We start from the raw sequence: 21066 nt of genomic DNA on the forward strand, positions 1-21066 counted from the left end.
CATGCTGAGAATCGAACTGAAGGCTGCGCAGAGCGGCCAACCGGGTCATGGAGAGCTGACCGTACATGGTTGGCAGGAGGGGAGTGACGCCCTCGAACTGACCGTGCAGCGCAATCAGGATGGCCGCTACCTCGGTGAAAACGGCGAATGGGATACGAGCCCATCCTGGCACGCGCTCGGTGGCTTGCATCTGGTCGATGAAAAACTCAGTGGCGAGGTCGGCCCCTGGCTGATCGACCCACTGATGCTTGATCCTCAGATGGCCTACATGCTGCAACTGCGTAACGAGGACGGCAGCGACAAAGGGGTGCTGCGCATCCTTGGCACCATTCTGTCCTCCAAGGCCGCGGGCAACTCGACGCATGACGAGAAGAAGGTTGAGCGCAAGGCCGAGCCCGAGCAGGACATCGTACCGGTTGTTCCAGAAGTACTGCCCGAGCCACCTGCGCCTGCGTCTGAGGTGATTTCAGCACCCGTGTCCGAGCCCTTGGTTGTCGAAGCGCCGTCTGCTCCACCACCTCAGATCCCGGTGGCAAAGAAAGGCAGCAAGCTGCCACTGATCTTGGTCACCGTACTGCTCATCCTGGCCCTGGCAGTTGCGGCCTGGTGGTTCCTGCTGCGTGCGCCGTCGACCGATATCACCCCAAGCGACACGCCGGCTCCAGTGGTAGGGGCGATGGCCGGGTGCAGTGCGCAAGCCCTGTCTGATGCCAGGGAGGATTTATCTTTCATCCAGGCCTGCCTGAAGTCCAATCCATCCAGCGAACAGGTGCTGGAGGTGATTGCCGTTGCCAAGGATGCCAAGCGCTGTGGCGTGGTGCAGCGTCTGTATGCGCACAAGGCGCAGTCGGGCGATGCCGCCATTGCCTATGCCTATGCCCGCGAGTACGACCCGGCGCATTACTCCAGCGGTGGTTGCATCGAGGCGGCTGACGCTGAAACCGCGATGTATTGGTACGAGATTGCTGTGAACAACGATCCGGACAATCAGGATGCCAGCCAGCGGCTGGAGGAGCTGAAGAAATGACCATGCTCACCGCCCCAGGCGCCAAGCTGTTGTTTGCCGGCCTGCTGCTGAGCGCAGCAGCGCCACTGATGGCGGCAGACAAACCGCTGCTGCAGGAAGGCAAGAAGACCCTCTACCAGCGCGTGCTGACCACGCCGACCTGCCAGCTTGGCGATAGTGCTGGCGCTAGTGGCGGTAAGATGCAGCCAGCATTCACCCGCTTTTACGTATACCAGCGTGAGCAGGCCGGCAACGCCGAGTGGCTGAAGGTCGGCCCTGACAGCTATGGCAAGACCGTCGGCTGGATCAAGGGCGACTGCGCCGTACCGTGGAAGATGCAGATGACCCTGGCCCTGACCAACCCGGCTGGTCGTGATCCGCTGCTGTTCTTCCGTGACAAGGACAGCCTCGAACAGCTCTTCGCCAAGGACGACCCGGCGCCACTGCTCAAGCCGATTCTGGCCAACATGAAGGCCAAGGGCCGTGATCCGGCTGTGGTTGCCCGCGAGCCGGATTACGCGGTGGATCTGGCGAAGAACTTCTATCTGTTGCCGGTGCTGGAAGCAGAGGAAACCTTCACCGAGAAGGGTTTCCAGGTGCGCCTGCTCAACGTCGCTTCGGTGAGTGAGGCGGAGTCGGCCGACAAGCAGAGCGCGGACAAAAACGCCAAGGCCGATGCCAATACGCTCAAGGGGTTCAGCGCCGCCGTGGTGTTCGTCATCGACTCGACCATTTCCATGGGGCCGTACATCGACCGTACCCGTGAGGCGGTAAAGCGTATCTACGACCACGTCGAGCAGGAAAACCTGCTGGATCAGGTCAAGTTCGGTTTAGTCGCCTACCGCTCCAGCACCAAGGAAGTGCCCAAGCTTGAATACGTCAGCAAGATGTACGTCGACCCGAGCACGGTCAAGGACGGTAAAGACTTCCTGGCCAAGGTCGCCGAGCTCAAACCGGCTACTGCGTCCAGCAGCAGTTACGACGAAGACACCTACGCCGGCGTGATGCAGGCGCTGGATCAGGTCAAGTGGAATGAGTTCGGTGCACGCTACATCGTACTGGTTACCGATGCGGGCGCAGTCGATGGTGACAGCAAGCTGTCGTCCACTGGCCTCAACGCCGAGCAGGTGCGCCTGGAGGCCAAGTACCGTGGCGTGGCGATCTACAGCCTGCACCTGAAGACCCCGAGCGGTTCGAAGAACCATGCCTCGGCCGAGGCGCAGTACACGGATTTGTCGACCAACGCTTTCCTCAATAAGCCGCTGTACTACCCGGTGGATGCCGGCAACGTCGAGAGCTTCGGCAAGATGGTCGACAGCCTTGGCGATGCCATCACTGCACAGGTCAAGGCGGCCTATCGCGGCGACATGGCGGCCGGTAGCGCGCTGGGGGCCGATGCGGAGTACGCCAAGGCGAAATCCGGCAAAGGTGGCGATACCGCCCTGGCCGAGGATGCCGAGCTGCTCGGACACGCCATGCGCCTGGCCTACCTCGGCGAAAAGACCGGTGCCAGTGCGCCGCCGGTGTTTCAGGCGTGGATCAGTGACCGTGACTTCGTGCGTCAGGATGTACCCACTACCGACGTGCGTGTGCTGATGACCAAGAGTCAGCTCAGCGACCTTAGCGATGTGGTCAAGCAGATCGCCGATGCTGCTAACGAAGGCCTGATCTCGCCCAGCGACATGTTCGAGCGCCTGCGTTCGGTGGCCGCGACCATGGGCAAGGATCCCAACCAGCTCAAGGACAAGACCATCAAGGTCGCCGACATGGGCCTGATGGCTGAATACCTTGATGGCCTGCCTTATCTCAGCGAGGTGCTCAGCCTCGACGAGGAAACCTGGAAAGGCATGGAAGGGCTTGAGCAGGAGAAATTCATTCGGCGCCTGAACACCAAGCTCAAGTACTACCAACGCTACAACGCCGATGCCGACCGCTGGGTATCCCTGGCGCCGGGCAGTGACCCACGCGAGCACGTTTACCCGGTGCCGCTGGAGGCTTTGCCTTAGGACTTGGGTCATGTTGCATATCGAGGACATGCGCATTCGCCGGGGTAGCGACTACCAGATCGTCTTGCCGCGCCTGATTCTTGGCCGTGGCGAGGTGGCGGCAATCACCGGCGCCAGCGGTTGTGGCAAGAGCACGCTGCTGGAAATGATTGGTCTGATCCTGCGTCCCGATGGGCTCGGCCAGTTCCGTCTGGGAGATGCCGATGGGCTGGATGTTGCCGCGCTGCTGCGCGATGACCGCCAGGCGCAATTGGCTGATATTCGCGCTCAGCGTTTGGGCTTCGTGTTGCAGAGTGGCGGTCTGCTGCCGTTTCTCAGTGTGCGGCAGAATATCGAGTTGCCCCGGCGCATGCTCGGTCTACCTGGCAAGAGCGAGTTGGTCGACGAGGCCATCTCTCGTCTGTGCCTGCAACCCTTGCTGGGCAAGCTGCCGGCGCAACTGTCGATCGGCGAGCGCCAGCGCGTATCTTTCGTCCGCGCGATCGCCCATGAGCCCGACCTGCTGCTGGCCGACGAGCCGACCGCAGCGCTCGATCCTCTGCAGGCGCAACGCTTGTTCGAGCTGATCATCGAAATCGTCCAGCGTTTCCAGATCGCCGCGTTGTTGGTTACCCACGACTGGGATCTGGTGCGCGATTGTGCGATCCGCAACATCGTCGGCACGCTGCAGGGTAGCGCCGTCGATGCCAGCGCCGACGGCACGGTGTTCCATGACGCGGCCTGAGACTCGCCCCCGTCTGCGTTTGCTGATCGAATTGGCAGCGCGTGACCTGTGGCACGACCGCAAGGTGTCGCTGTGCATCGTCGCCTCGCTGGTGGCGGTGATCGCGCCCCTGCTGCTGTTGTTTGGCCTCAAGCATGGCGTGGTCTCGCAGCTCAATGATGAGCTGCTCAGCGACCCGCGCAACCTCGAAGTGCGCATGCTCGGCAACTATGACTTGGCCGGCGGCTGGTTCGAGCGTTTGCGTGCCCAGCCCGGCGTAGGCTTCGTCATCCCGCTGACCCGTTCGCTGAACACCCAGGCCGACCTGCAGCGCGACAGTCAGCATTTTGTCGCTAATGCCGAAGTCATCCCGACAGCCAGTGGCGATCCGTTGATCGCCGCTTTGCCGTCGCCCGCGACGTTGGAGCAGGTACTGCTCAGCGCCAGTGCGGCGAGCCGACTCGGCGTGCAGGTCGGCGATACGTTGCGTCTGCTGGTGCTGCGCAAGCTCGATGGCAGTAACGAGCGTGGCGAACTGACGGTGACCGTGGGTGGGGTGCTGGAGAACAGCGCCTTTACCCGGCCGGCGGTGCTGGTGCACCTTGATCTGCTGGTGGCGATGGAAAATTTTCGCGATGGTTATGCCGTGCCGATGTTCGGCTTCCTCACCGGCGAGGTGGCGCCGGTGCGCGAGCGCTATGCCCGTGCGCGCATCTACGCCCGGGGCCTGGATGATGTGGCCAGCATTGCCAGTTGGCTTGATGGCGAGCGCATAGAGAGCAGCACGCGGGCGCGTGAGATCGAGTCGGTCAAGGCCATCAGCCATGTGCTCGGCCTGATTTTCGCGGTGATCGCCTGGACCGCGGTGATCGGTTGCGTGGCCTCGCTGGCCGGGGCCTTTCTCGCCAATATCGACCGCAAGCGCAAGGATCTGGCGCTGTTGCGTCTGCTTGGTTTTCAGCGTTCGGCTGCTGGCGCCTACGTGATGGTTCAGGCGGCGCTGCTCACCTGTTTGGCTTTTGCTTTGGGCTACGCTGCCTACCTGGTCGGCAGCCATGTATTCAATACGGCGCTGGGCGCCAACCTGGCCGACGACGGCTTCGTCTGCAAGTTGGAAAACATTCATATTTTGCTGGCCTTCGCCAGTGCATTGCTGATCGCCATCGTCGTGGCGGCTGTAGGAGGGTTTCGTGCGATCCATATTCAACCGGCTGAAAGCCTGCGTGACCTCTGAGCAGGCCTTGCTGGCAGCGGCGACGTTGCTGGCGCTGGGCAGTCTGCCGGCCCAGGCTGCTTGGGAGGAGAAGTACTACAACCCCAAACCGCTGGCCGATGACGTGATCCTGCCGATGCCGTGCGAGGGTTCGTTGGTGCTGCGTAAGGTACAGGTTCCAGTCGCCAGCCCGATGGGTGACTATGGCGTGACCCTCGGTCAGGACAGCGACGAGTGGGGCTACATCGAGCAGGCCCGCCCCAGCTATATCGCCGGTAGTTTCACGGTGCAGAAACCGGAACCGGGGCGCTATTACCTGCTGGCCAAGTACGAGTTGAGCGAGCTGCAATACCAGGCCGTGATGAACGATACCTGCCCGACGCCTTCGACCAAGCTGCGCCTGCCGCAGGTCGGCGTCAGCTGGTTCGACGCCACTGCCTTTGCCGACAAATACAGCCTGTGGCTACGTAAGAATGCCGCTGCCAAGCTGCCCAAGGAGGATGGCGCAGCGGGCTTCCTGCGCCTGCCGACCGAGGCCGAGTGGGAGTTTGCCGCACGTGGCGGCATGGCCGTTTCCCAGTCCGAGTTTCGCGATATTCGTTTCCCCACGCCGGATGGTGGGCTCGGTGCTTATGCGTGGTTCGCTGGTGCGCAGTCGGCCAATGGCAAGCTGCAACTGACCGGTTTGCTCAAGCCAAATCCGCTGGGCCTGCATGATGTTCTGGGCAACGTCGATGAGATGCTCTTCGAACCCTTCCGCCTGAACAAGCTCGATCGCCAGCACGGCCAGGCTGGCGGCTATATCGTGCGTGGCGGTAACTACCTGACGCCGCAGGCTGAGCTGCGCACCGCATTGCGTCAGGAACAGCCTTACTACGCCAGCGCTGGCGAGCAGAACAAGCTCAAGACCGGCGGTGTGCGCCTGGCCCTGGTGGCGCCGGTGTTGACCTCGCGCGAGCGCATCAAGCAGGTCGAGCAGGACTGGAAGAAACTCGGTACTCCGGCAGCGAGCAAGGCCACAGGCAGCAAGGACAACAAGGATCCGGTCGCGGAAATCGCCAGCATCGCCAGCGGCGTGCAGGATGACGCGCTCAAGCAGCAACTGGAAAAGCTGCGTGGCGATCTGCGTGCCAACACCCAGGCACGTGACGAGCAACGCGACCAGGCGATCCGCTCCGAACTGCAATTGGGTGCTTTCCTCTGCACCAAGCTCAAGGACGACGGCATGTTCCTCGATACTCTGGAAGGCAACTACAAGCGTAGTTGTGGAGCAGGTGAAGATGACCAGATGAGCCGCTGCGATGCACGCAAAGAGCAGCTCGAAGGTCATCGCAAGGTGCTCGACTTCATGCTCAACTACTATGCCGACACGGTGGTCAGTGGTGCGCTCAACTACACCTCGGCCACCGTCGAGCCGCAAGTCAGTGTGGTGGCTCAACAAATGGCGGCGCGCAGCAAAAGCAACCTGCGCAGTTACCTCGACACCCACTGGAAGAATCTGAATAGCTACATGAAAAGCGGCAAAGTGGCGCGCAGTCAGTGGCTGGAATCCTGTAAATCCATTTAAGCGAAGGGCATGGACATGAAAGCAGTAGCGTTGTTGGATCAGCGGATGAAATGGGTCGTTCTGGGTCTCGCTCTCGTATTGACTGGCTGTCAGACCACCGGCACGACGCCGGCTGCCAATCAGGCGCCGGTCGACCCACGGCTGGCCAACAGCAGTTCGGCGCAGTTCTTCAGCAAGTCGGGTTGGCAAGCCTGTGCCGGTGGCGCGGTGGTCGGCATGCTCGCCTGCCAGCTGGGTAACCCGAGCAAGAAGGCTCAGTGCATGGTCGCTGCCGGTCTGGCTGGCTGTGGCGTGGGCATGGGCGCCAACTACTATCTGGATAACCAGCGCAGCCAGTATGCCAACGCGGAAGACCGTCTGGATGCGACCATCGCCGACGTGCGCAAGGACAACCAGGAGCTGCAGATGCTCAGCGATACCGCGCGTAGCGTGATCGCCGATGACAAGCGCAAGATCGAGCAGATCAAGCAAGACATCGCCGCCAACAAGGTGCAGAGCGCCCAGGCGCAGAAGCAGATCGCCGAGATCGATGCCAACACCGCCTACCTGAAGAAATCCCTAGCCGACGTACGCTCCAAGCAGCAGGAGTGGACCAAGGTTGCCGCCGCCGAGCGCAACAATGGTGCCCGTACCGATACCTTGGATGCGGAGATCGGCAAGATGCAGAAGCAGATCGCGCAACTGGAGTCGGAAATCGACCAGCTGTACCAGCAGCGTTCTTCGATCCGGCTCGGTTAAGAGTCTGTTCGCGACCTGAACAGACTCCGGGAAACTCTCGGTCAACATGACAGGTAGGGTGCGCTATGCGCACCTTTACCGATCTTTTCGGTGTGCGCGGCACACTCTGTAGCGACAGCCTAATCAGGCTCCAAGGAATACGTCCATGCATCCACTTCGTTCTTTTGTCCTACTGGCTGGCGTCGCCATGCTCGCCGGTTGTGCCGTCAGTTCGCAGGAATGCGACCCACGTAATGCCGATGCCGGGTTCGCCACCAAATTCGGTTGCAAGACCCAGGGCGTCTACGCCCAGCGTGTCGAGGAGAAGGAAAAGATCCTGCTCGACGAGCAGAAAACCAACCAGTTGTTCCGTGATGTCTATGCCGCTATCGAGCAGGAGAAAGCGTCGGTCGGCAAGGATCTGGCGACCCAGCAGGCGCAGTACGCCTCCTTGAACAAGTCGCTGAACGCCCTGCTTGGTGAACTCAAGAATAAGGCCAAGGGCAACCGGCGCATCGAGGCAGAAATTGCTGCGCTGGAGAACGACCTGAAAAATATCAACCAGCAGGAGAATCCGGCCGTGCTGCAGAAACAGGTTGAGCTGCAGAAGCTGCGTAGCAAGGTTTCCAGCCTGGAAAGCGATCTTGGCCTGCGTTGATCATTGCCGTTACACCTGCATGCCGGTCGTTCCGCCAGCAGGCTTTTCCCTGACTACCTAAGCAGGAAGCTGACCGCCATGAAGCGAATCTCCCGCCTGTCCTCCCAAACCCGTAGCGCGGCAGATGCCCTGGCCGGTCATGGCGAACTCACGCAGATCCTGCGCCGGCACCTGCCGCCGAGCACGGCGACCCTGTACGCCAAGCCGAAGCAGGCCGAGGGTGATATCGTCGAATGGTATTCGGATCTTGGCGGCCAGCCGGTACCGTTCAGCCAGTTGGATGAGAAGGAGGCGGCGCAGGTGCGCCACCTGCTCGACGAGCGACTGGCTTCTATCGAACAACTGGCCAGCCAGCTCGATGCGCAGGGTGGCGATGGTGTACGCCAGGCGGCTCTGTTGCGTGAAGCGGCCCGTTATCCCGACACCTCGACCCTGTATTCGCTCAATGGCCAGCCGCTGGTGACCTTCTGGGGCGGTGGCCAACCCCCAGCGCCACCGATCACGCCTGTTACCGCGCAAGCTGGTGCGTTACCGCCAGGTGCAGCAGCCTTGGTCAGCGAGGTGCCACGCAAGCGGCGCTGGTGGTTGTGGCTGCTGCTTGCCCTGCTGTTGCTGGCCCTACTGGCGGCGCTCTGGTGGTGGCTGTTCTGTCGTGAGCCGGAAACCCCGCCTGTGCCGGTCGAGTCTCCGGTGGCCGAAGAGCCGGCCGTGCCTGAGGAGGTTCCATCCGAGCAGGAGCCAGTGGAAGAGGATCCGGTGGTCGAGGAGCTCGAACCCGAGCCGGAAATTCCGCTGCCACCGCCGATTCCCGAGCCCAAGCCTGAACCAAAACCCGAGCCCAAGCCGGATCCTGCCGAGCTGCTGAAAAAACGTATCGATGGCATCGCCCGAGACTGTTCGGCCCTGCAGAAGATGCAGCGCGAAGAGCCGTTGCTCAAGGACAACGCCGCCCTGCGCGAGCAGGTCGAGCAGAACTTGGCGAAGAACTGCAAGGAGCAGTTGATCACTAATGCCAAGAACCTTTGCCCCGATGAGCGTCCGAAGGAGTTGGCGCCGGAGATGGTCATTGTCTTTGATGCTTCCGGTTCCATGGATATCAGCATGCTGGCCACACCCAAGGAAATCGAACAGGCAACGATGGTGCAAGGGGTTGCCAATATCGCCACGCAGCTGCTGCTTGGAACCAATGCCCCGAACACGATGGGCCATGTATTCCGTGAACCCAAGCGCATCACCACGGCGCGCGAGGCGACTATTGGCGTGGTGCAACAGTTGCCCAGTGATGCCAACGCCGGACTGGTGCTGGTGGAGAGCTGTCCGGGCGCCCGCAGCGTCGGCTACTTCGGTCCTGGCCAACGAGCAGATCTGCTGTCACGCCTGCGCACCGTGACACCGGTACAAGGCACGCCTCTGGCCGATGGCATCGCCAAGGCCGGACAGATGCTCGATGGGGTCAACCGCGAGTCGGTGATGCTGGTGGTGTCCGATGGCGAGGAGAGTTGCAACCAGGATCCCTGTGCGATAGCCCAGGCCTTGGCGCGCAGCAAACCGCACTTGAAGATCAACGTGGTCGATATTCTCGGCACCGGTGCCGGGAATTGCCTGGCGGCGGCGACCGGGGGCAAGGTGTTCACCGCGCGCAACGTCAATGAGCTGCAGATCATGACCAATCAGGCAGCGCAGGACGTGCTGCCGCCAGCACACTGCAAGCGCTAAGAACCAGGGCGGGCGCAAAGGCAGAGCGAGGCCAGGCTTGTATTGCGACATGCCTGCTCACCCTCGCGCTACGGTCAATTCCGGTCTGCGCCAGGATGTGCCTTACGGCAGCTCCAGCCCGCCACTGGCCTTGTGCAAGACCCGCAGATGCTCTCCGAGGGCAACCAGATTGGCCTCATTAGCCTCCAGTTCAGCCATGCGCTCGGGTTGCAGCAGGTTGCGCACTTCGCCATCGAGCTCGTCGCTGAGCTGGCGCAGTTGCTGCTGACGCTCACGGCTGCTGGCCTCGAGACGCTCCCATTCCTGCTGCTGCGGCAAGCCGTAGCCGCCTTCGAGCAGCTCCGCCGGACGGCTGAGAAAGCCGCTGTTGGCCAGGATCTGTTCAAGCGCGGCACCGGCCTTGTTCAGGCTCGGGTCACCAGCAGCACGGCCGGTGAGGTAGCGGCGTTTGAGTTCGTCCTGGGCCAGCAGCAGTTGCCGGCGCAGCGCGGCTTGCTCCAGCAGCAAGAGGGCGGCGCTGGCGCGCAGGTCGGCCTTAGCGAACCATTGGCTGCGCGCCGCTGCAGGCTGTTCCAGCCAGGCCTCGACGCTGTCGTGCTGGATCGGCAGGCGCTGGCGCAGCACGGCGAACATGGCCTGGTAACGTTCGCGGAAGGAGTCGAAGCGATAGCCCAGGCGCAGTGCTTCACGCGGGTCGTCGAGCACGCTGGTGTCGGCCAGGCCGCGAGCATTCATCAGCTCCAGCAGGCCGTTGGGCAGGATGCTGTCCAGTGCATGCAGGCGCGGGTTGCCGGTACCGCTGCGCAGCAGCTTGAGGGTTTCCACCGCGCAGTTGTTGGAGACGAAGTAGTAGTCGCCGTCATAGCTCCAGTGCTGTTCGGCGGCGCGGACTACCAACTGTTCGAGCTCATCGCGCGACAGGCGCAGCGGCACCGAGGCCAGGCTGCGCAGCTCGACCTTGGTGTATTCATCGATCACCTGTTCCAGCGGCAGGACGAACAGACGTGAGGGGTAGACGCCGGTCAGGCCATCCCAGCTCGAGAGCTGCACATCGCCGACGAAGGCGCGATAGGACAGCACCAGGTGATGGTCGAGATCCAGACGGCAGTCCGGCCCGCGCGGTCGGCCTGGTGCGCAGACCACCAGGCGCAGCATGCTGTGACCCCAGCGGCTCATCCAGGCATCGTTGGCCTCGGCGAGCAGGTAGTCGACCTCGTATACGCGCTTGGGGTCGAGCCGGCCCAGCGGCTGCAGGGCAAAGTCGCGCCCGGCATTGAGGTAGGCATAGTCGTTGCTGCAGTGTTCGCTGGGCGGCGCCCAGTCGAAGTGCTCGCGGAAATGGCGCGCCAGCGAGGGGCGGCGACAGGCGTAGCTGGGGTCGAGCAGAAAGTATTCGAGGTTGACCGCGACGAACTCCAGCGCGTTGGTCAGCTCGTAGCTGTCCGGGCTGCGGGCGACCTGACCGTTGTCCAGGTCGCGCGCGCCACGCTGGCCGACTCGTTGCTGCCAGCCGGCCAGGTCGAGCAGGCGTGGATCATCGCTGAGAGTGAAGCGCCGTTCGCTCTGGCCACGGCAATCCTCCGGCAGCCCGACCAGGCCCAGCGAGCGGGCCTGCTGGCGGCAGCGGTTGATGTGGCGGCGCTCGGCCGCAGGCCACAGGCGTGCACGGTCGTAGAGGTGGGTCAGTTCATGCAGCAAAGTGGCCAGCAGTTCCTGGCGCTGGGTGCCGTGCGGGCGACCGGTCTGGTTACGTGCCGCCGAGCCATCGACCAGTTTCGGCAGCAGCTCGGCGTTAAGCTCGATACCGCTGAAGCGCCCGACCTGGCCGTAGACCTCCGAGGGCAGTCCGGCACGCCAGCTGACCCTGACTTCACGGTCCAGTTGCTCGATGAAGCGTGGCGGCAAGGCAGCCATTGCTTCATCCAGCAGTGACTGGCTGGCCTGGCGTTGCTCAGCGTCGAGGGCGCTGTCGTCCAGCGCCAGGCGCAACTGCGCCTGGGCGACGCCTGCGGCGCATGCCAGCAGCGCGCCACAACACCAGGCGAGCAGATGGGTCACAGGGCGAGAATGGCTTCGGCCAGTTGCAGGTCGCTGGCGCTCTGTGCTTCGGGCAGTTGCTGGCGAATGGTCTGCAGCGCAGCTTCCAATTGTGCGCCGCGAATTTCACCGGCGCTGGCGACGAAGCTGGCGGCGTCGTCACGGGCCTGTACCACGGCTTTCATGTCGCGAATCGAGGTGGTGGTGTCGGAGGTAAAGTTGATGCTGCGATCCAGGGAACGCACCACGATGTTGCTGGTGGCAACCACGGTTTGCGCCTGGGCGATACCGCTGAACAGGGCGCAGGCGGTGACGGCTATGACGAATGAACGACGCATGGGTAAGACACTCCGAGAACGGCAGAACGGACGATTTGACGTAGGCAGGCCGGCGCGGTTCCCCGCTGCCGGGCAGGTGGGCGAAGTTTACGGGGCGCAGCGCTGACGGTCAGCTACGCGTCATTGGCCAGACGTGTGCAAAGTTTTCACAGGCTGAGAATGGCCTGGGCCAGGGTCAGGTCGTCAGCCGCCGCCAATTCCACGGCGTGACTGCGAATCTGCAGCAGGGCCGCTTCGAGTCGGGCGCTGCGAATGGCGCCGTCGCTGGCAACGAAGCTGGCGGCATCGTCGCGGGCCGCGCGCAGCTGTTTCATGTCGCGCAACGAGCTGGTCGCGTCCGAGGTGACCTCGACGGTGCCGGCCAGGGCGCCGCCCAGAGTGTCGGTGGTCGCGACCAGGCTGCTGGCGCAGGCGCTGCCTGCCAGGCCGACCGAGAGCAGGGCGGCAATGAGAGATTGCTTCAGGTGCATTGGGATAACTCCGATAGGTGGGTCGCTGTTCTGCGCACCCGCAAATCTTAGCCCAATGGCCCCTGTGGCTCCATTGCTGGCTCAGCGCCAGAAGGGTTTGGCCAGTTCTTCTTCGCGCTGAACGCTGCTGATGCCGGCGTCGGCCAATTGCTGATCGTTGAGCAGGGCGAGCTGTTGGCGGGTGCGTCGGTTGCGTTGCCAGTGACGTAGCCGCGAATAGAGGCTCAGCCAGTGCGGGGCGGTACTGTGCTCAGGCTGCGAAAGGGGGCGGTGAATGCGATCCATGGCGTTCTCCTGTCGGGAGACAAGGGGGCAGCTCATGATCTCGCACGCGTGCTCAGGCGAGCAGATACAAACGAAGGTAATTGTGCGGGAGCAGTGAAGGCCTTATGGCAACTGTACCGCTCTTACGGGTGATGACTGTTGCAGAAAAAACGAAAGCCCCACCGCAGCAGAGACGGTGGAGCTCTCAGAAGATCCCAACTTGGGGATGGAGCAAAGCAGGGTGTCAGCGCCAGAACGGCTTCTGCAGTTCGACGTAACGCTGATTCTCGGTGATACCGGCGTCGGCCAGCAGGCGGGCATCCAGTCGAGCCAGTTGACGACGACTGACGATGCGGCGCTGCCACAGGCTGAGGGTGGCGATCACGCGGAGCGGCCAGGCCGATTTGTCGCTGGCAACGCTGTGAGTCTGAAGCTGGGCGGAACTGAGGGTACGTTCCATGGTGGTCATCCTTCCGCTTGTGGCGGGGTATGTGTGCTATCGATGGGCAAATTATCCCGAGCGCAGTCGGGGCCCAATAGTCACAGCTGGATGAAATTGTTGTGCTATTAGATAGGTTGCTTTGTAACTGTTCGGTCAGGAATCGATGAAACTGTATTGGTCATAAGTGAAAAGACTGGGTGCAACCTTGATTTGCGAGATTTTCAACTGGGTGCAACCCATTAATGCTGGTCTTTCAAGCAGTACAGTTTCCAATTGGTCTGTTGTGCTTGTTGACCTGAATATCAATTTTTTCCTGGCGCCGGAAATGAGAAACCCGGCACATGGCCGGGTTTCCTGTCTGACTGGTCAGGGCTTATTCGACGGCCTTGACCATGTCTTCGATGACCTTCTTGGCATCGCCGAAGACCATCATGGTCTTGTCCATGTAGAACAGTTCGTTATCCAGGCCGGCGTAGCCGCTGGCCATCGAGCGCTTGTTGACGATCACGGTCTTGGCTTTGTAAGCCTCGAGGATCGGCATGCCGGCGATCGGCGACTTCGGATCGTTCTTCGCGGCCGGGTTGACCACGTCGTTGGCGCCGAGCACCAGCACCACGTCGGTCTGGCCGAACTCGGAGTTGATGTCCTCCATCTCGAACACCTGTTCGTACGGTACTTCGGCTTCGGCCAGCAGCACGTTCATGTGGCCCGGCATACGGCCGGCGACCGGGTGGATCGCGTACTTAACAGTCACGCCACGGTGGGTCAGTTTCTCGGCCAGTTCCATCAGTGCGTGCTGGGCGCGGGCCACGGCCAGGCCGTAGCCGGGCACGATGACCACGGTGTCGGCGTTGGTCAGCAGGAAGGCGGCGTCGTCGGAAGAGCCCGATTTGACGCTGCGCTGTTCCTGGCTGCCGCCAGCAGCACCGGCATCAGCATCGGCACCGAAGCCACCGAGGATGACGTTGAAGAACGAACGGTTCATCGCCTTGCACATGATGTACGAGAGGATGGCGCCCGAAGAACCGACCAGGGACCCTGCGACGATCAGCATCGAGTTGTTCAGCGAGAAGCCGATACCGGCAGCCGCCCAACCCGAGTACGAGTTGAGCATCGACACCACCACCGGCATGTCGGCGCCGCCGATCGGGATGATGATCAGCACGCCAATAACGAAGGCAAGGGCCACCAGCACAGCGAAGGCGGTGATGTCGCCGGTGAAGGTGTAATACAGGCCCAGGCCGAGAATCGCCAGGCCGATCACCAGGTTGACCAGGTGTTGCCCCTTGAACACGACAGGCGCGCCCTGGAACAGGCGGAACTTGTACTTGCCAGACAGCTTGCCGAAGGCGATCACCGAACCGGAGAAGGTGATGGCACCGATGGCGGCGCCGAGGAACAGCTCCAGGCGGTTACCGGATGGAATCGCATCACCCAGCGCGGCGACGATGCCCAACGACTGAGGCTCGACGACAGCGGCAATGGCGATGAACACAGCCGCCAGGCCGATCATGCTGTGCATGAAGGCGACCAGTTCCGGCATCTTGGTCATCTCGACGCGCTTGGCCATGATGGTGCCGACACTGCCGCCGACCAGCAGGCCGACGATGACGAAGCCCAGGCCCTGAACGGCCAGCTCGCTGCCGAGTTTGTAGATCAGGCCGACGGTGGTCAGCACGGCGATGGCCATGCCGATCATGCCGAACAGGTTGCCGCGCCGCGACGTGGTCGGGTGCGATAGGCCCTTGAGCGCCTGGATGAAGCACACCGAGGCGACGAGGTAGAGAACAGTGATCAGGTTCATGCTCATGGTCAGTGTTTCTCCACAGGCGCCTTGGGCGCTTTCTTCTTGAACATTTCCAGCATGCGTCGGGTGACCAGGAAGCCGCCAAATACGTTGACTGCGGCCAGTGCCACGGCCAGGGTGCCCATGGTCTTGCCCAGTGGGGTGACGGTGAGTGCGGCGGCCAGCATGGCGCCGACGATCACGATGGCGGAAATGGCGTTGGTCACGGCCATCAGCGGGGTGTGCAGGGCCGGGGTGACGTTCCACACCACGTGGTAGCCGACATAGATGGCCAGCACGAAGATGATCAGGTTGTAGATGCCGTCGGAAATCAGATCCATGTCCCTACTCCTTAGCCGTTCTTGCGCACGACTTCGCCGGCATTGCACATCAGGCAGGCCGCGACGATGTCGTCTTCGAGGTTGAGCTGGAACTGGCCTTCCTTGTCGATCACGAGCTTGAGGAAGTCCAGCAGGTTGCGTGCGTACAGGGCGGAGGCGTCTGCCGGCACCAGTGCAGCCAGGTTGGTGTGGCCGACGAGGGTCACGCCATGCTTGACCACCACCTTGTCGGCTTCGGTCAGCGGGCAGTTGCCGCCCTGTACGGCGGCCAGGTCGATGACCACGGAGCCGGGCTTCATTTCGGCCACTGTGCTCTCATGGAGTAGCGTCGGCGCTTTGCGGCCCGGAATCAGTGCAGTGGTAATGACGATATCGGCCTGCTTGGCGCGTTCGTGCACGGCCTTGGCCTGACGCTCCATCCAGGACTGCGGCATCGGCCGGGCATAGCCGCCCACGCCTTGCGCGCACTCACGTTCCTCGTCGGTCTCGAAGGGGACGTCGACGAACTTGGCGCCGAGCGATTCGATCTGCTCTTTGACTGCCGGGCGCACGTCGGAGGCCTCGATCACCGCGCCCAGGCGCTTGGCCGTGGCGATGGCCTGCAGACCGGCAACACCGGCACCGAGAATCAAAATACGCGCGGCCTTAACGGTACCGGCAGCAGTCATCAGCATCGGCATGAAGCGTGGATAGTGATGGGCTGCCAGCAGCACGGCCTTGTAGCCGGCGATATTGGCCTGCGAACTCAGTACGTCCAGGCTTTGCGCACGAGAGGTGCGCGGTGCGGCCTCCAGGGCGAAGGCGGTGACGCCGCGAGCGTTCATGCGTGCGATGGTCTCGTTGCAGAACGGGTTGAGCATGCCAACCAACACTGCACCGGCTCTCATATGAGCAAGCTCGGCGTCGGTTGGTGCGACCACCTTCAGCACGAGGTCTGCGCCAAACGCGGCAGAGTCGTTGCCAATGGTCCCGCCAGCAGCCTCGTAAGCGCTGTCTGGAATGCTGGCGCTGATGCCCGCGCCGGCCTGGACGGTCACCTGATGACCTTGGCCGACCAGCTTCTTGATGGTCTCTGGGGTCGCGGCAACCCGCGTCTCCCCGGCATGGGTTTCGAGAGGAACACCGATGTGCACTTCTAATCTCCTGCGTGATCTTTTTTGTGAACCGGGGCACTGCGCTGGCGCGCCGGCGATTGGGGATCAGCACATAACCCGCCGTAAGTGGCGAGCGCGGCGATTGTGCAATCGAACGCAAACCCTTACAAGAAGTTATGGAGTAAAAAAAATGCATTACTACAAGTAATGGGTCTATGAGGGATTTTTATACTGTCCGCAGCCCGCGTAGGTTAAGGCTGGCAGCAGGTTCCGCGCAGCTTGTAGGGCGATATAGGCAGTCACGCACAGGATGACCGCTGGTCGAATCGGGAGGCGTGTGGAGAGTAACGAACGATCTGTTCAAAATAGTGCTATAGCCCGAAAGTAGTGGTTTTTATGCACTTTTCCTGGAAAATTTTTGTAGCGTGACTGTTTTCTTGCTACGTGTTCTGATTTTGGGCGTATCTATTTACCTTGAGCTTAAAGAGATCGTGCTCTGGCGATGATCATGCGTCTCGATAGGCGGCGGCCTGGGCCAGAAGCCAGTCTCGAAAGGCCTTCAGTGCAGCAGACTCGGCCTTGCGCTCTGGCACCATCAGGTAATAGGCGCGGTCGTTGTTTGGTACGGCGCGGTCGAAGGCAATCACCAGACTACCCTCTTCCAGTTCGCGCTGGATCAGGAAGGGTGGGATCAGTGCAATACCCATTTCATGCTGAGCGGCCTGCGCCAGCATGGAGAACAGTTCCAGTCTTGGGCCGGTCATGTCGCGAGCCACGCTGATGCCTTGGGCGGCGAACCACTGGCGCCACGCATAGGGGCGGGTGGTCTGCTGCAGCAGGGGTAGCGCGGCGATGCGTTCGACTGTCGCTGGGGTATCGCTCAGCAATGCGGGGCTGCAAACCGGCAGCAGGTGTTCGTGCATCAGAAAGTGGGCCTCGGTACCTGACCACTCGGCATCACCGTAATAGATGGCTGCATCGAAGTGGGTGTCGGCGAACAGGAAGGGCCGGGTACGGTTGGTCAGGTGTACTGTCACTTCCGGGTGCAAGCGCTGAAAGGTACGCAGGCGCGGGAGCAGCCACTGGGTGCCAAAGGTCGGCACCACCGCCAGCTCGATGCTGGTCGTGCCCTGGTTGCCCATCAGCGCCAGGGTGTCGCGCTCCACGGCATCGAGCTGCGCTGCCACCTTGCGGCTGTAGGCGACGCCCGCTTCGGTCAGGACCACACCGCGTCGCGAGCGACGGAACAGTTCCACACTGAGAAAGCTCTCCAGTCCGCCGATTTGCCGGCAAATCGCACTCTGCGTGAGGTTGAGCTCATCGGCCGCCTTGGTGAAGCTCTGGTGACGAGCGGCCGACTCGAAGGCGACCAGGGCGGCGGTGCTGGGGATCTTGCGACGCATTGATGCAAAAGCCTCACTCATGAGCGGTATTTATGGCTTGTTAAGCTAGCTCGAAGTGAGGAAAAAGCACAGGTCTGTGCAAAATCTGCGTTTGTCCATTGCCTGAAGCCGGCCTAGGATCAATGACATTCCGGGTCGGCTGGATCGACCGCTCACACCCTGCTTCGAGGTTTCTCGTAATGGCCAAGGCAAGCTTCAACTGGATCGACCCGCTGCTGCTGGATCAGCAATTGACCGAAGAAGAGCGCATGGTGCGCGACAGCGCCCAGCAGTTCGCCGATGACAAGTTGGCGCCCCGTGTGCTGGAAGCCTTCCGTCATGAGCAGACCGATCCGAAGATTTTCCGTGAGATGGGCGAAACCGGCTTGCTGGGAGCGACCATCCCCGAAGCCTACGGCGGCAGTGGCCTGAATTACGTGTGCTACGGCCTGATCGCGCGAGAAGTGGAGCGCATCGACTCTGGTTACCGCTCGATGATGAGTGTGCAGTCGTCGCTGGTGATGGTGCCGATCAATGAGTTCGGTAGCGAGGCGACCAAGCAGAAGTACCTGCCCAAGCTGGCCAGTGGCGAATACATCGGTTGCTTCGGTCTGACCGAGCCGAACCATGGTTCCGATCCGGGCTCCATGGTGACCCGCGCCAAGAAGGTCGACGGCGGCTACCGCCTGACTGGCAGCAAGATGTGGATCACCAATAGCCCGATCGCCGATGTCTTCGTGGTTTGGGCCAAGGATGATGCTGATGAGATTCGCGGCTTCGTCTTGGAAAAAGGCTGGGAAGGCCTCTCCGCTCCGGCGATTCACGGCAAGGTCGGCCTGCGCGCCTCGATCACTGGCGAGATCGTCATGGACAACGTGTTCTGCCCTGAAGAGAACGCCTTTCCGGATGTGCGAGGCCTGCGCGGCCCGTTCACCTGCCTGAACTCTGCGCGCTATGGCATCAGTTGGGGCGCGCTGGGCGCTGCCGAATTCTGCTGGCACACCGCGCGCCAGTACGTGCTCGATCGCAATCAGTTCGGTCGCCCGCTGGCGGCTAATCAGCTGATCCAGAAGAAGCTGGCCGACATGCAGACCGAAATCACCTTGGCTCTACAAGGCTGCCTGCGCCTCGGACGAATGAAGGACGAAGGCACTGCTGCGGTGGAAATCACCTCGATCATGAAGCGCAACAGCTGCGGCAAGGCGCTGGACATCGCCCGCATGGCGCGCGATATGCTCGGTGGTAACGGCATCAGCGACGAGTTCGGCATCGCCCGCCACCTGGTTAACCTGGAAGTGGTTAACACCTATGAAGGCACGCACGATGTGCATGCACTGATCCTCGGTCGCGCTCAGACCGGCATCCAGGCCTTCTTCTAAGGGGGCACGCCTTTCTTACGATCCATGGTGCGCGTGGCGCACCCTGCGGAGAATCTCCATGTCTGGCGCCCTTTCCCATATCCGCGTGCTTGATCTGTCCCGCGTACTGGCCGGCCCTTGGTGCGGGCAGATCCTGGGTGACCTGGGGGCCGAGGTGATAAAGGTCGAGCGACCAGGCTCGGGTGATGACACCCGGCATTGGGGGCCTCCCTATATAAAGGATGCCGAGGGTAACGATTCGCGTGAGGCGGCCTACTTTCAAAGTGCCAATCGCAACAAACAGTCGCTGACTCTCGATTTCACTCAGCCCGAAGGTCAGCGCCTGGTGCGTGAGCTGGTCGCGCAGTGCGATGTGCTGCTGGAGAATTTCAAGGTCGGCGGCCTGGCGGCTTATGGGCTCGACTACGAGTCGCTGAAGGCGATCAACCCAAGGCTGATCTACTGCTCCATCACCGGCTTCGGCCAGACCGGGCCCTATGCCAAGCGCGCGGGTTATGACTTCATGATCCAGGGGCTTGGTGGTCTGATGAGTCTGACCGGGCGGCCGGAAGATGAAGAGGGTGCCGGACCGATGAAGGTCGGCGTGGCGCTGACCGATATCCTCACCGGTCTCTACGCGACTGTGGGTGTGCTGGCCGCGCTCAATCAACGTGAGCAATCGGGTATAGGTCAGCATATAGATGTGGCGTTGCTGGATGTGCAGGTCGCCTGTCTGGCCAACCAAGCCATGAACTACCTGACGACAGGTGTATCACCGAAGCGTCTGGGCAACGCCCATCCCAACATCGTGCCTTACCAGGATTTCCCCAGTGCCGATGGCAACTTCATCCTTGCGGTGGGTAACGATGGTCAGTTCCGTAAGTTCTGCGAAGTGGCGGGTATTGCGAACCTTGCCGATGACCCGCGCTTTGTCACTAACAGGGCCCGGGTTGCCCATCGTGCCGAGTTGATCCCGTTGTTGCGCCAGACCACGGTATTCAAGACCACGGCGCAGTGGATCGAGCTGCTGGAAAAGGCCGGCGTACCCTGTGGGCCGATCAATGATCTGCAGCAGGTGTTCGCCGACCCTCAGGTTCAGGCGCGAGGGTTGCGTCTCGATCTGCCCAATGCGCTGGGGAGTTCTACTCCGCAGGTCGCCAGTCCGCTGCGCCTATCCGCTACGCCAGTGGCCTATCGTTCGGCTCCGCCACTGCTGGGCCAGCACACCGATAGCCTGCTGCAGAGTTTACTCGGAATGAGTGAAGCGCAGATTGCCGAGTTACGCGAGGCAGGGATTCTCTGAGCCTCTATATATAGTCGGCTGAGTAGTTGATTCGATTTACGTAATTATTTGCACGTCAGGGGTTTACAGCTCGTCGTGCTCATGTAGAATGCGCGCCACTTCAGCGATGAAGCGCTTCAAAAACTTCTTGTTAATCAATAAGTTAAGTTGAATGAAGGGCTTGCAAAGCTGGATCTGGCGTGTAGAATGCACACCGGTCGACAGGGCGGTGGTTTAGTCCTGTTGGTGGTTCGGTCGAATGGATCGAAAGCGGTAGAAAAGAGGTGTTGACAGCGGTTTTGAACGCTGTAGAATGCGCCTCCCGCTGGAGAGAAGAAGTTCAGATCGAAGGCGCAAGTGGTTGAGTAGAAAGAAGTTTCTCCGGAAACAAATTCGAAAAACAGCTTGACAGATAGAAGGGCTGATGTAGAATGCGCGGCCTCGGTTGAGACGAAAAGCTTAACCAACTGTTCTTTAACAACTGAATCAAGCAATTCGTGTGGGTGCTTGTGAGGTAAGACTGATAGTCGACTGATTATCAGCATCACAAGTAACACTCGTGAATTCGAGAGTTTATTTGCGATTGCTGAGCCAAGTTTAGGGTTTTCTCAAAACCCAAGCAGTATTGAACTGAAGAGTTTGATCATGGCTCAGATTGAACGCTGGCGGCAGGCCTAACACATGCA

The 21066-nt window shown here is 61.3% G+C and carries 19 protein-coding genes; 10 read left to right on the top strand and 9 right to left on the bottom strand.

Annotated elements, in window-relative coordinates:
• The first annotated feature begins 1 nt into the window (after window position 1).
• The 8 genes from ACNFCJ_RS03455 to ACNFCJ_RS03490 all read left to right on the top strand — a co-directional run bounded on the left by ACNFCJ_RS03455 (window position 2) and on the right by ACNFCJ_RS03490 (window position 9586).
• Window positions 2-1027, top strand: coding sequence for a hypothetical protein (locus tag ACNFCJ_RS03455; protein ID WP_092378791.1), 1026 nt, complete (start codon window positions 2-4; stop codon window positions 1025-1027).
• Window positions 1024-3012, top strand: coding sequence for a vWA domain-containing protein (locus ACNFCJ_RS03460; RefSeq protein WP_416769811.1), 1989 nt, complete (start codon window positions 1024-1026; stop codon window positions 3010-3012). Before ACNFCJ_RS03455 ends, ACNFCJ_RS03460 begins: the two co-directional genes overlap by 4 nt.
• 10 nt (window positions 3013-3022) lie before the next feature.
• A complete protein-coding gene (locus ACNFCJ_RS03465; RefSeq protein ID WP_075750776.1) occupies window positions 3023-3736 on the top strand; it encodes an ABC transporter ATP-binding protein in 714 nt (237 codons plus the stop codon).
• Window positions 3723-4949 (top strand): ABC transporter permease, encoded by a 1227-nt coding sequence (locus tag ACNFCJ_RS03470; RefSeq protein ID WP_039965414.1) that lies wholly within the window; start codon window positions 3723-3725, stop codon window positions 4947-4949. Before ACNFCJ_RS03465 ends, ACNFCJ_RS03470 begins: the two co-directional genes overlap by 14 nt.
• The gene (locus ACNFCJ_RS03475) at window positions 4939-6495 is read left to right on the top strand and encodes a formylglycine-generating enzyme family protein (protein WP_017676116.1); all 1557 of its coding nucleotides are present in this window, start codon (window positions 4939-4941) and stop codon (window positions 6493-6495) included. The genes ACNFCJ_RS03470 and ACNFCJ_RS03475 overlap by 11 nt, the downstream gene beginning before the upstream one ends.
• Window positions 6496-6540: 45 nt before the next feature.
• Window positions 6541-7233, top strand: a complete 693-nt coding sequence (locus tag ACNFCJ_RS03480; protein WP_416769813.1) for a hypothetical protein — start codon at window positions 6541-6543, stop codon at window positions 7231-7233.
• 145 nt (window positions 7234-7378) lie between these two features.
• Window positions 7379-7870: a hypothetical protein gene (locus ACNFCJ_RS03485; protein WP_004425286.1), complete on the top strand. Its 492-nt coding sequence runs from the start codon at window positions 7379-7381 to the stop codon at window positions 7868-7870.
• 78 nt (window positions 7871-7948) lie between these two features.
• A complete protein-coding gene (locus ACNFCJ_RS03490; RefSeq protein ID WP_004425282.1) occupies window positions 7949-9586 on the top strand; it encodes a VWA domain-containing protein in 1638 nt (545 codons plus the stop codon).
• A gap of 102 nt (window positions 9587-9688) precedes the next feature.
• Here ACNFCJ_RS03490 and ACNFCJ_RS03495 read toward each other — a convergent pair whose 3' ends face one another.
• The 9 genes from ACNFCJ_RS03495 to ACNFCJ_RS03535 form a co-directional block, all read right to left on the bottom strand.
• Window positions 9689-11644: a DUF4105 domain-containing protein gene (locus ACNFCJ_RS03495; RefSeq protein WP_092378785.1), complete on the bottom strand. Its 1956-nt coding sequence runs from the start codon at window positions 11642-11644 to the stop codon at window positions 9689-9691.
• Complete coding sequence (locus tag ACNFCJ_RS03500; protein ID WP_092378782.1) at window positions 11641-11961, bottom strand: DUF2388 domain-containing protein; 321 nt, start codon at window positions 11959-11961, stop codon at window positions 11641-11643. The genes ACNFCJ_RS03495 and ACNFCJ_RS03500 overlap by 4 nt, the downstream gene beginning before the upstream one ends.
• 146 nt (window positions 11962-12107) lie before the next feature.
• Window positions 12108-12431, bottom strand: a complete 324-nt coding sequence (locus tag ACNFCJ_RS03505; RefSeq protein WP_092378780.1) for a DUF2388 domain-containing protein — start codon at window positions 12429-12431, stop codon at window positions 12108-12110.
• Between the two features lie 81 nt (window positions 12432-12512).
• Window positions 12513-12716 carry a DUF1127 domain-containing protein gene (locus tag ACNFCJ_RS03510; RefSeq protein WP_092378777.1) on the bottom strand — a complete coding sequence of 68 codons (204 nt, stop codon included), beginning with the start codon at window positions 12714-12716 and terminating at the stop codon, window positions 12513-12515.
• Between the two features lie 223 nt (window positions 12717-12939).
• Window positions 12940-13155: a DUF1127 domain-containing protein gene (locus ACNFCJ_RS03515; protein WP_092378774.1), complete on the bottom strand. Its 216-nt coding sequence runs from the start codon at window positions 13153-13155 to the stop codon at window positions 12940-12942.
• 355 nt (window positions 13156-13510) lie between these two features.
• Window positions 13511-14947 carry an NAD(P)(+) transhydrogenase (Re/Si-specific) subunit beta gene (locus ACNFCJ_RS03520; RefSeq protein ID WP_106734207.1) on the bottom strand — a complete coding sequence of 479 codons (1437 nt, stop codon included), beginning with the start codon at window positions 14945-14947 and terminating at the stop codon, window positions 13511-13513.
• A gap of 2 nt (window positions 14948-14949) precedes the next feature.
• Window positions 14950-15264 carry an NAD(P) transhydrogenase subunit alpha gene (locus ACNFCJ_RS03525; protein ID WP_058171402.1) on the bottom strand — a complete coding sequence of 105 codons (315 nt, stop codon included), beginning with the start codon at window positions 15262-15264 and terminating at the stop codon, window positions 14950-14952.
• 11 nt (window positions 15265-15275) lie between these two features.
• Window positions 15276-16397, bottom strand: coding sequence for a Re/Si-specific NAD(P)(+) transhydrogenase subunit alpha (locus ACNFCJ_RS03530; protein ID WP_416769815.1), 1122 nt, complete (start codon window positions 16395-16397; stop codon window positions 15276-15278).
• Window positions 16398-16864: 467 nt separating this feature from the next.
• Window positions 16865-17761, bottom strand: coding sequence for a LysR family transcriptional regulator (locus ACNFCJ_RS03535; protein WP_416769816.1), 897 nt, complete (start codon window positions 17759-17761; stop codon window positions 16865-16867).
• 179 nt (window positions 17762-17940) lie between these two features.
• Here ACNFCJ_RS03535 and ACNFCJ_RS03540 point away from each other — a divergent pair, with 179 nt between their 5' ends.
• Window positions 17941-19119 (top strand): acyl-CoA dehydrogenase, encoded by a 1179-nt coding sequence (locus ACNFCJ_RS03540; RefSeq protein WP_416769818.1) that lies wholly within the window; start codon window positions 17941-17943, stop codon window positions 19117-19119.
• Window positions 19120-19177: 58 nt separating this feature from the next.
• A complete protein-coding gene (locus tag ACNFCJ_RS03545) occupies window positions 19178-20401 on the top strand; it encodes a CaiB/BaiF CoA transferase family protein (RefSeq protein ID WP_416769820.1) in 1224 nt (407 codons plus the stop codon).
• Window positions 20402-21066 lie beyond the last annotated feature (665 nt).

It is taken from the genome of Pseudomonas sp. NY15364 (genome assembly GCF_048068235.1).
GTDB lineage: Bacteria > Pseudomonadota > Gammaproteobacteria > Pseudomonadales > Pseudomonadaceae > Aquipseudomonas > Aquipseudomonas mendocina_D.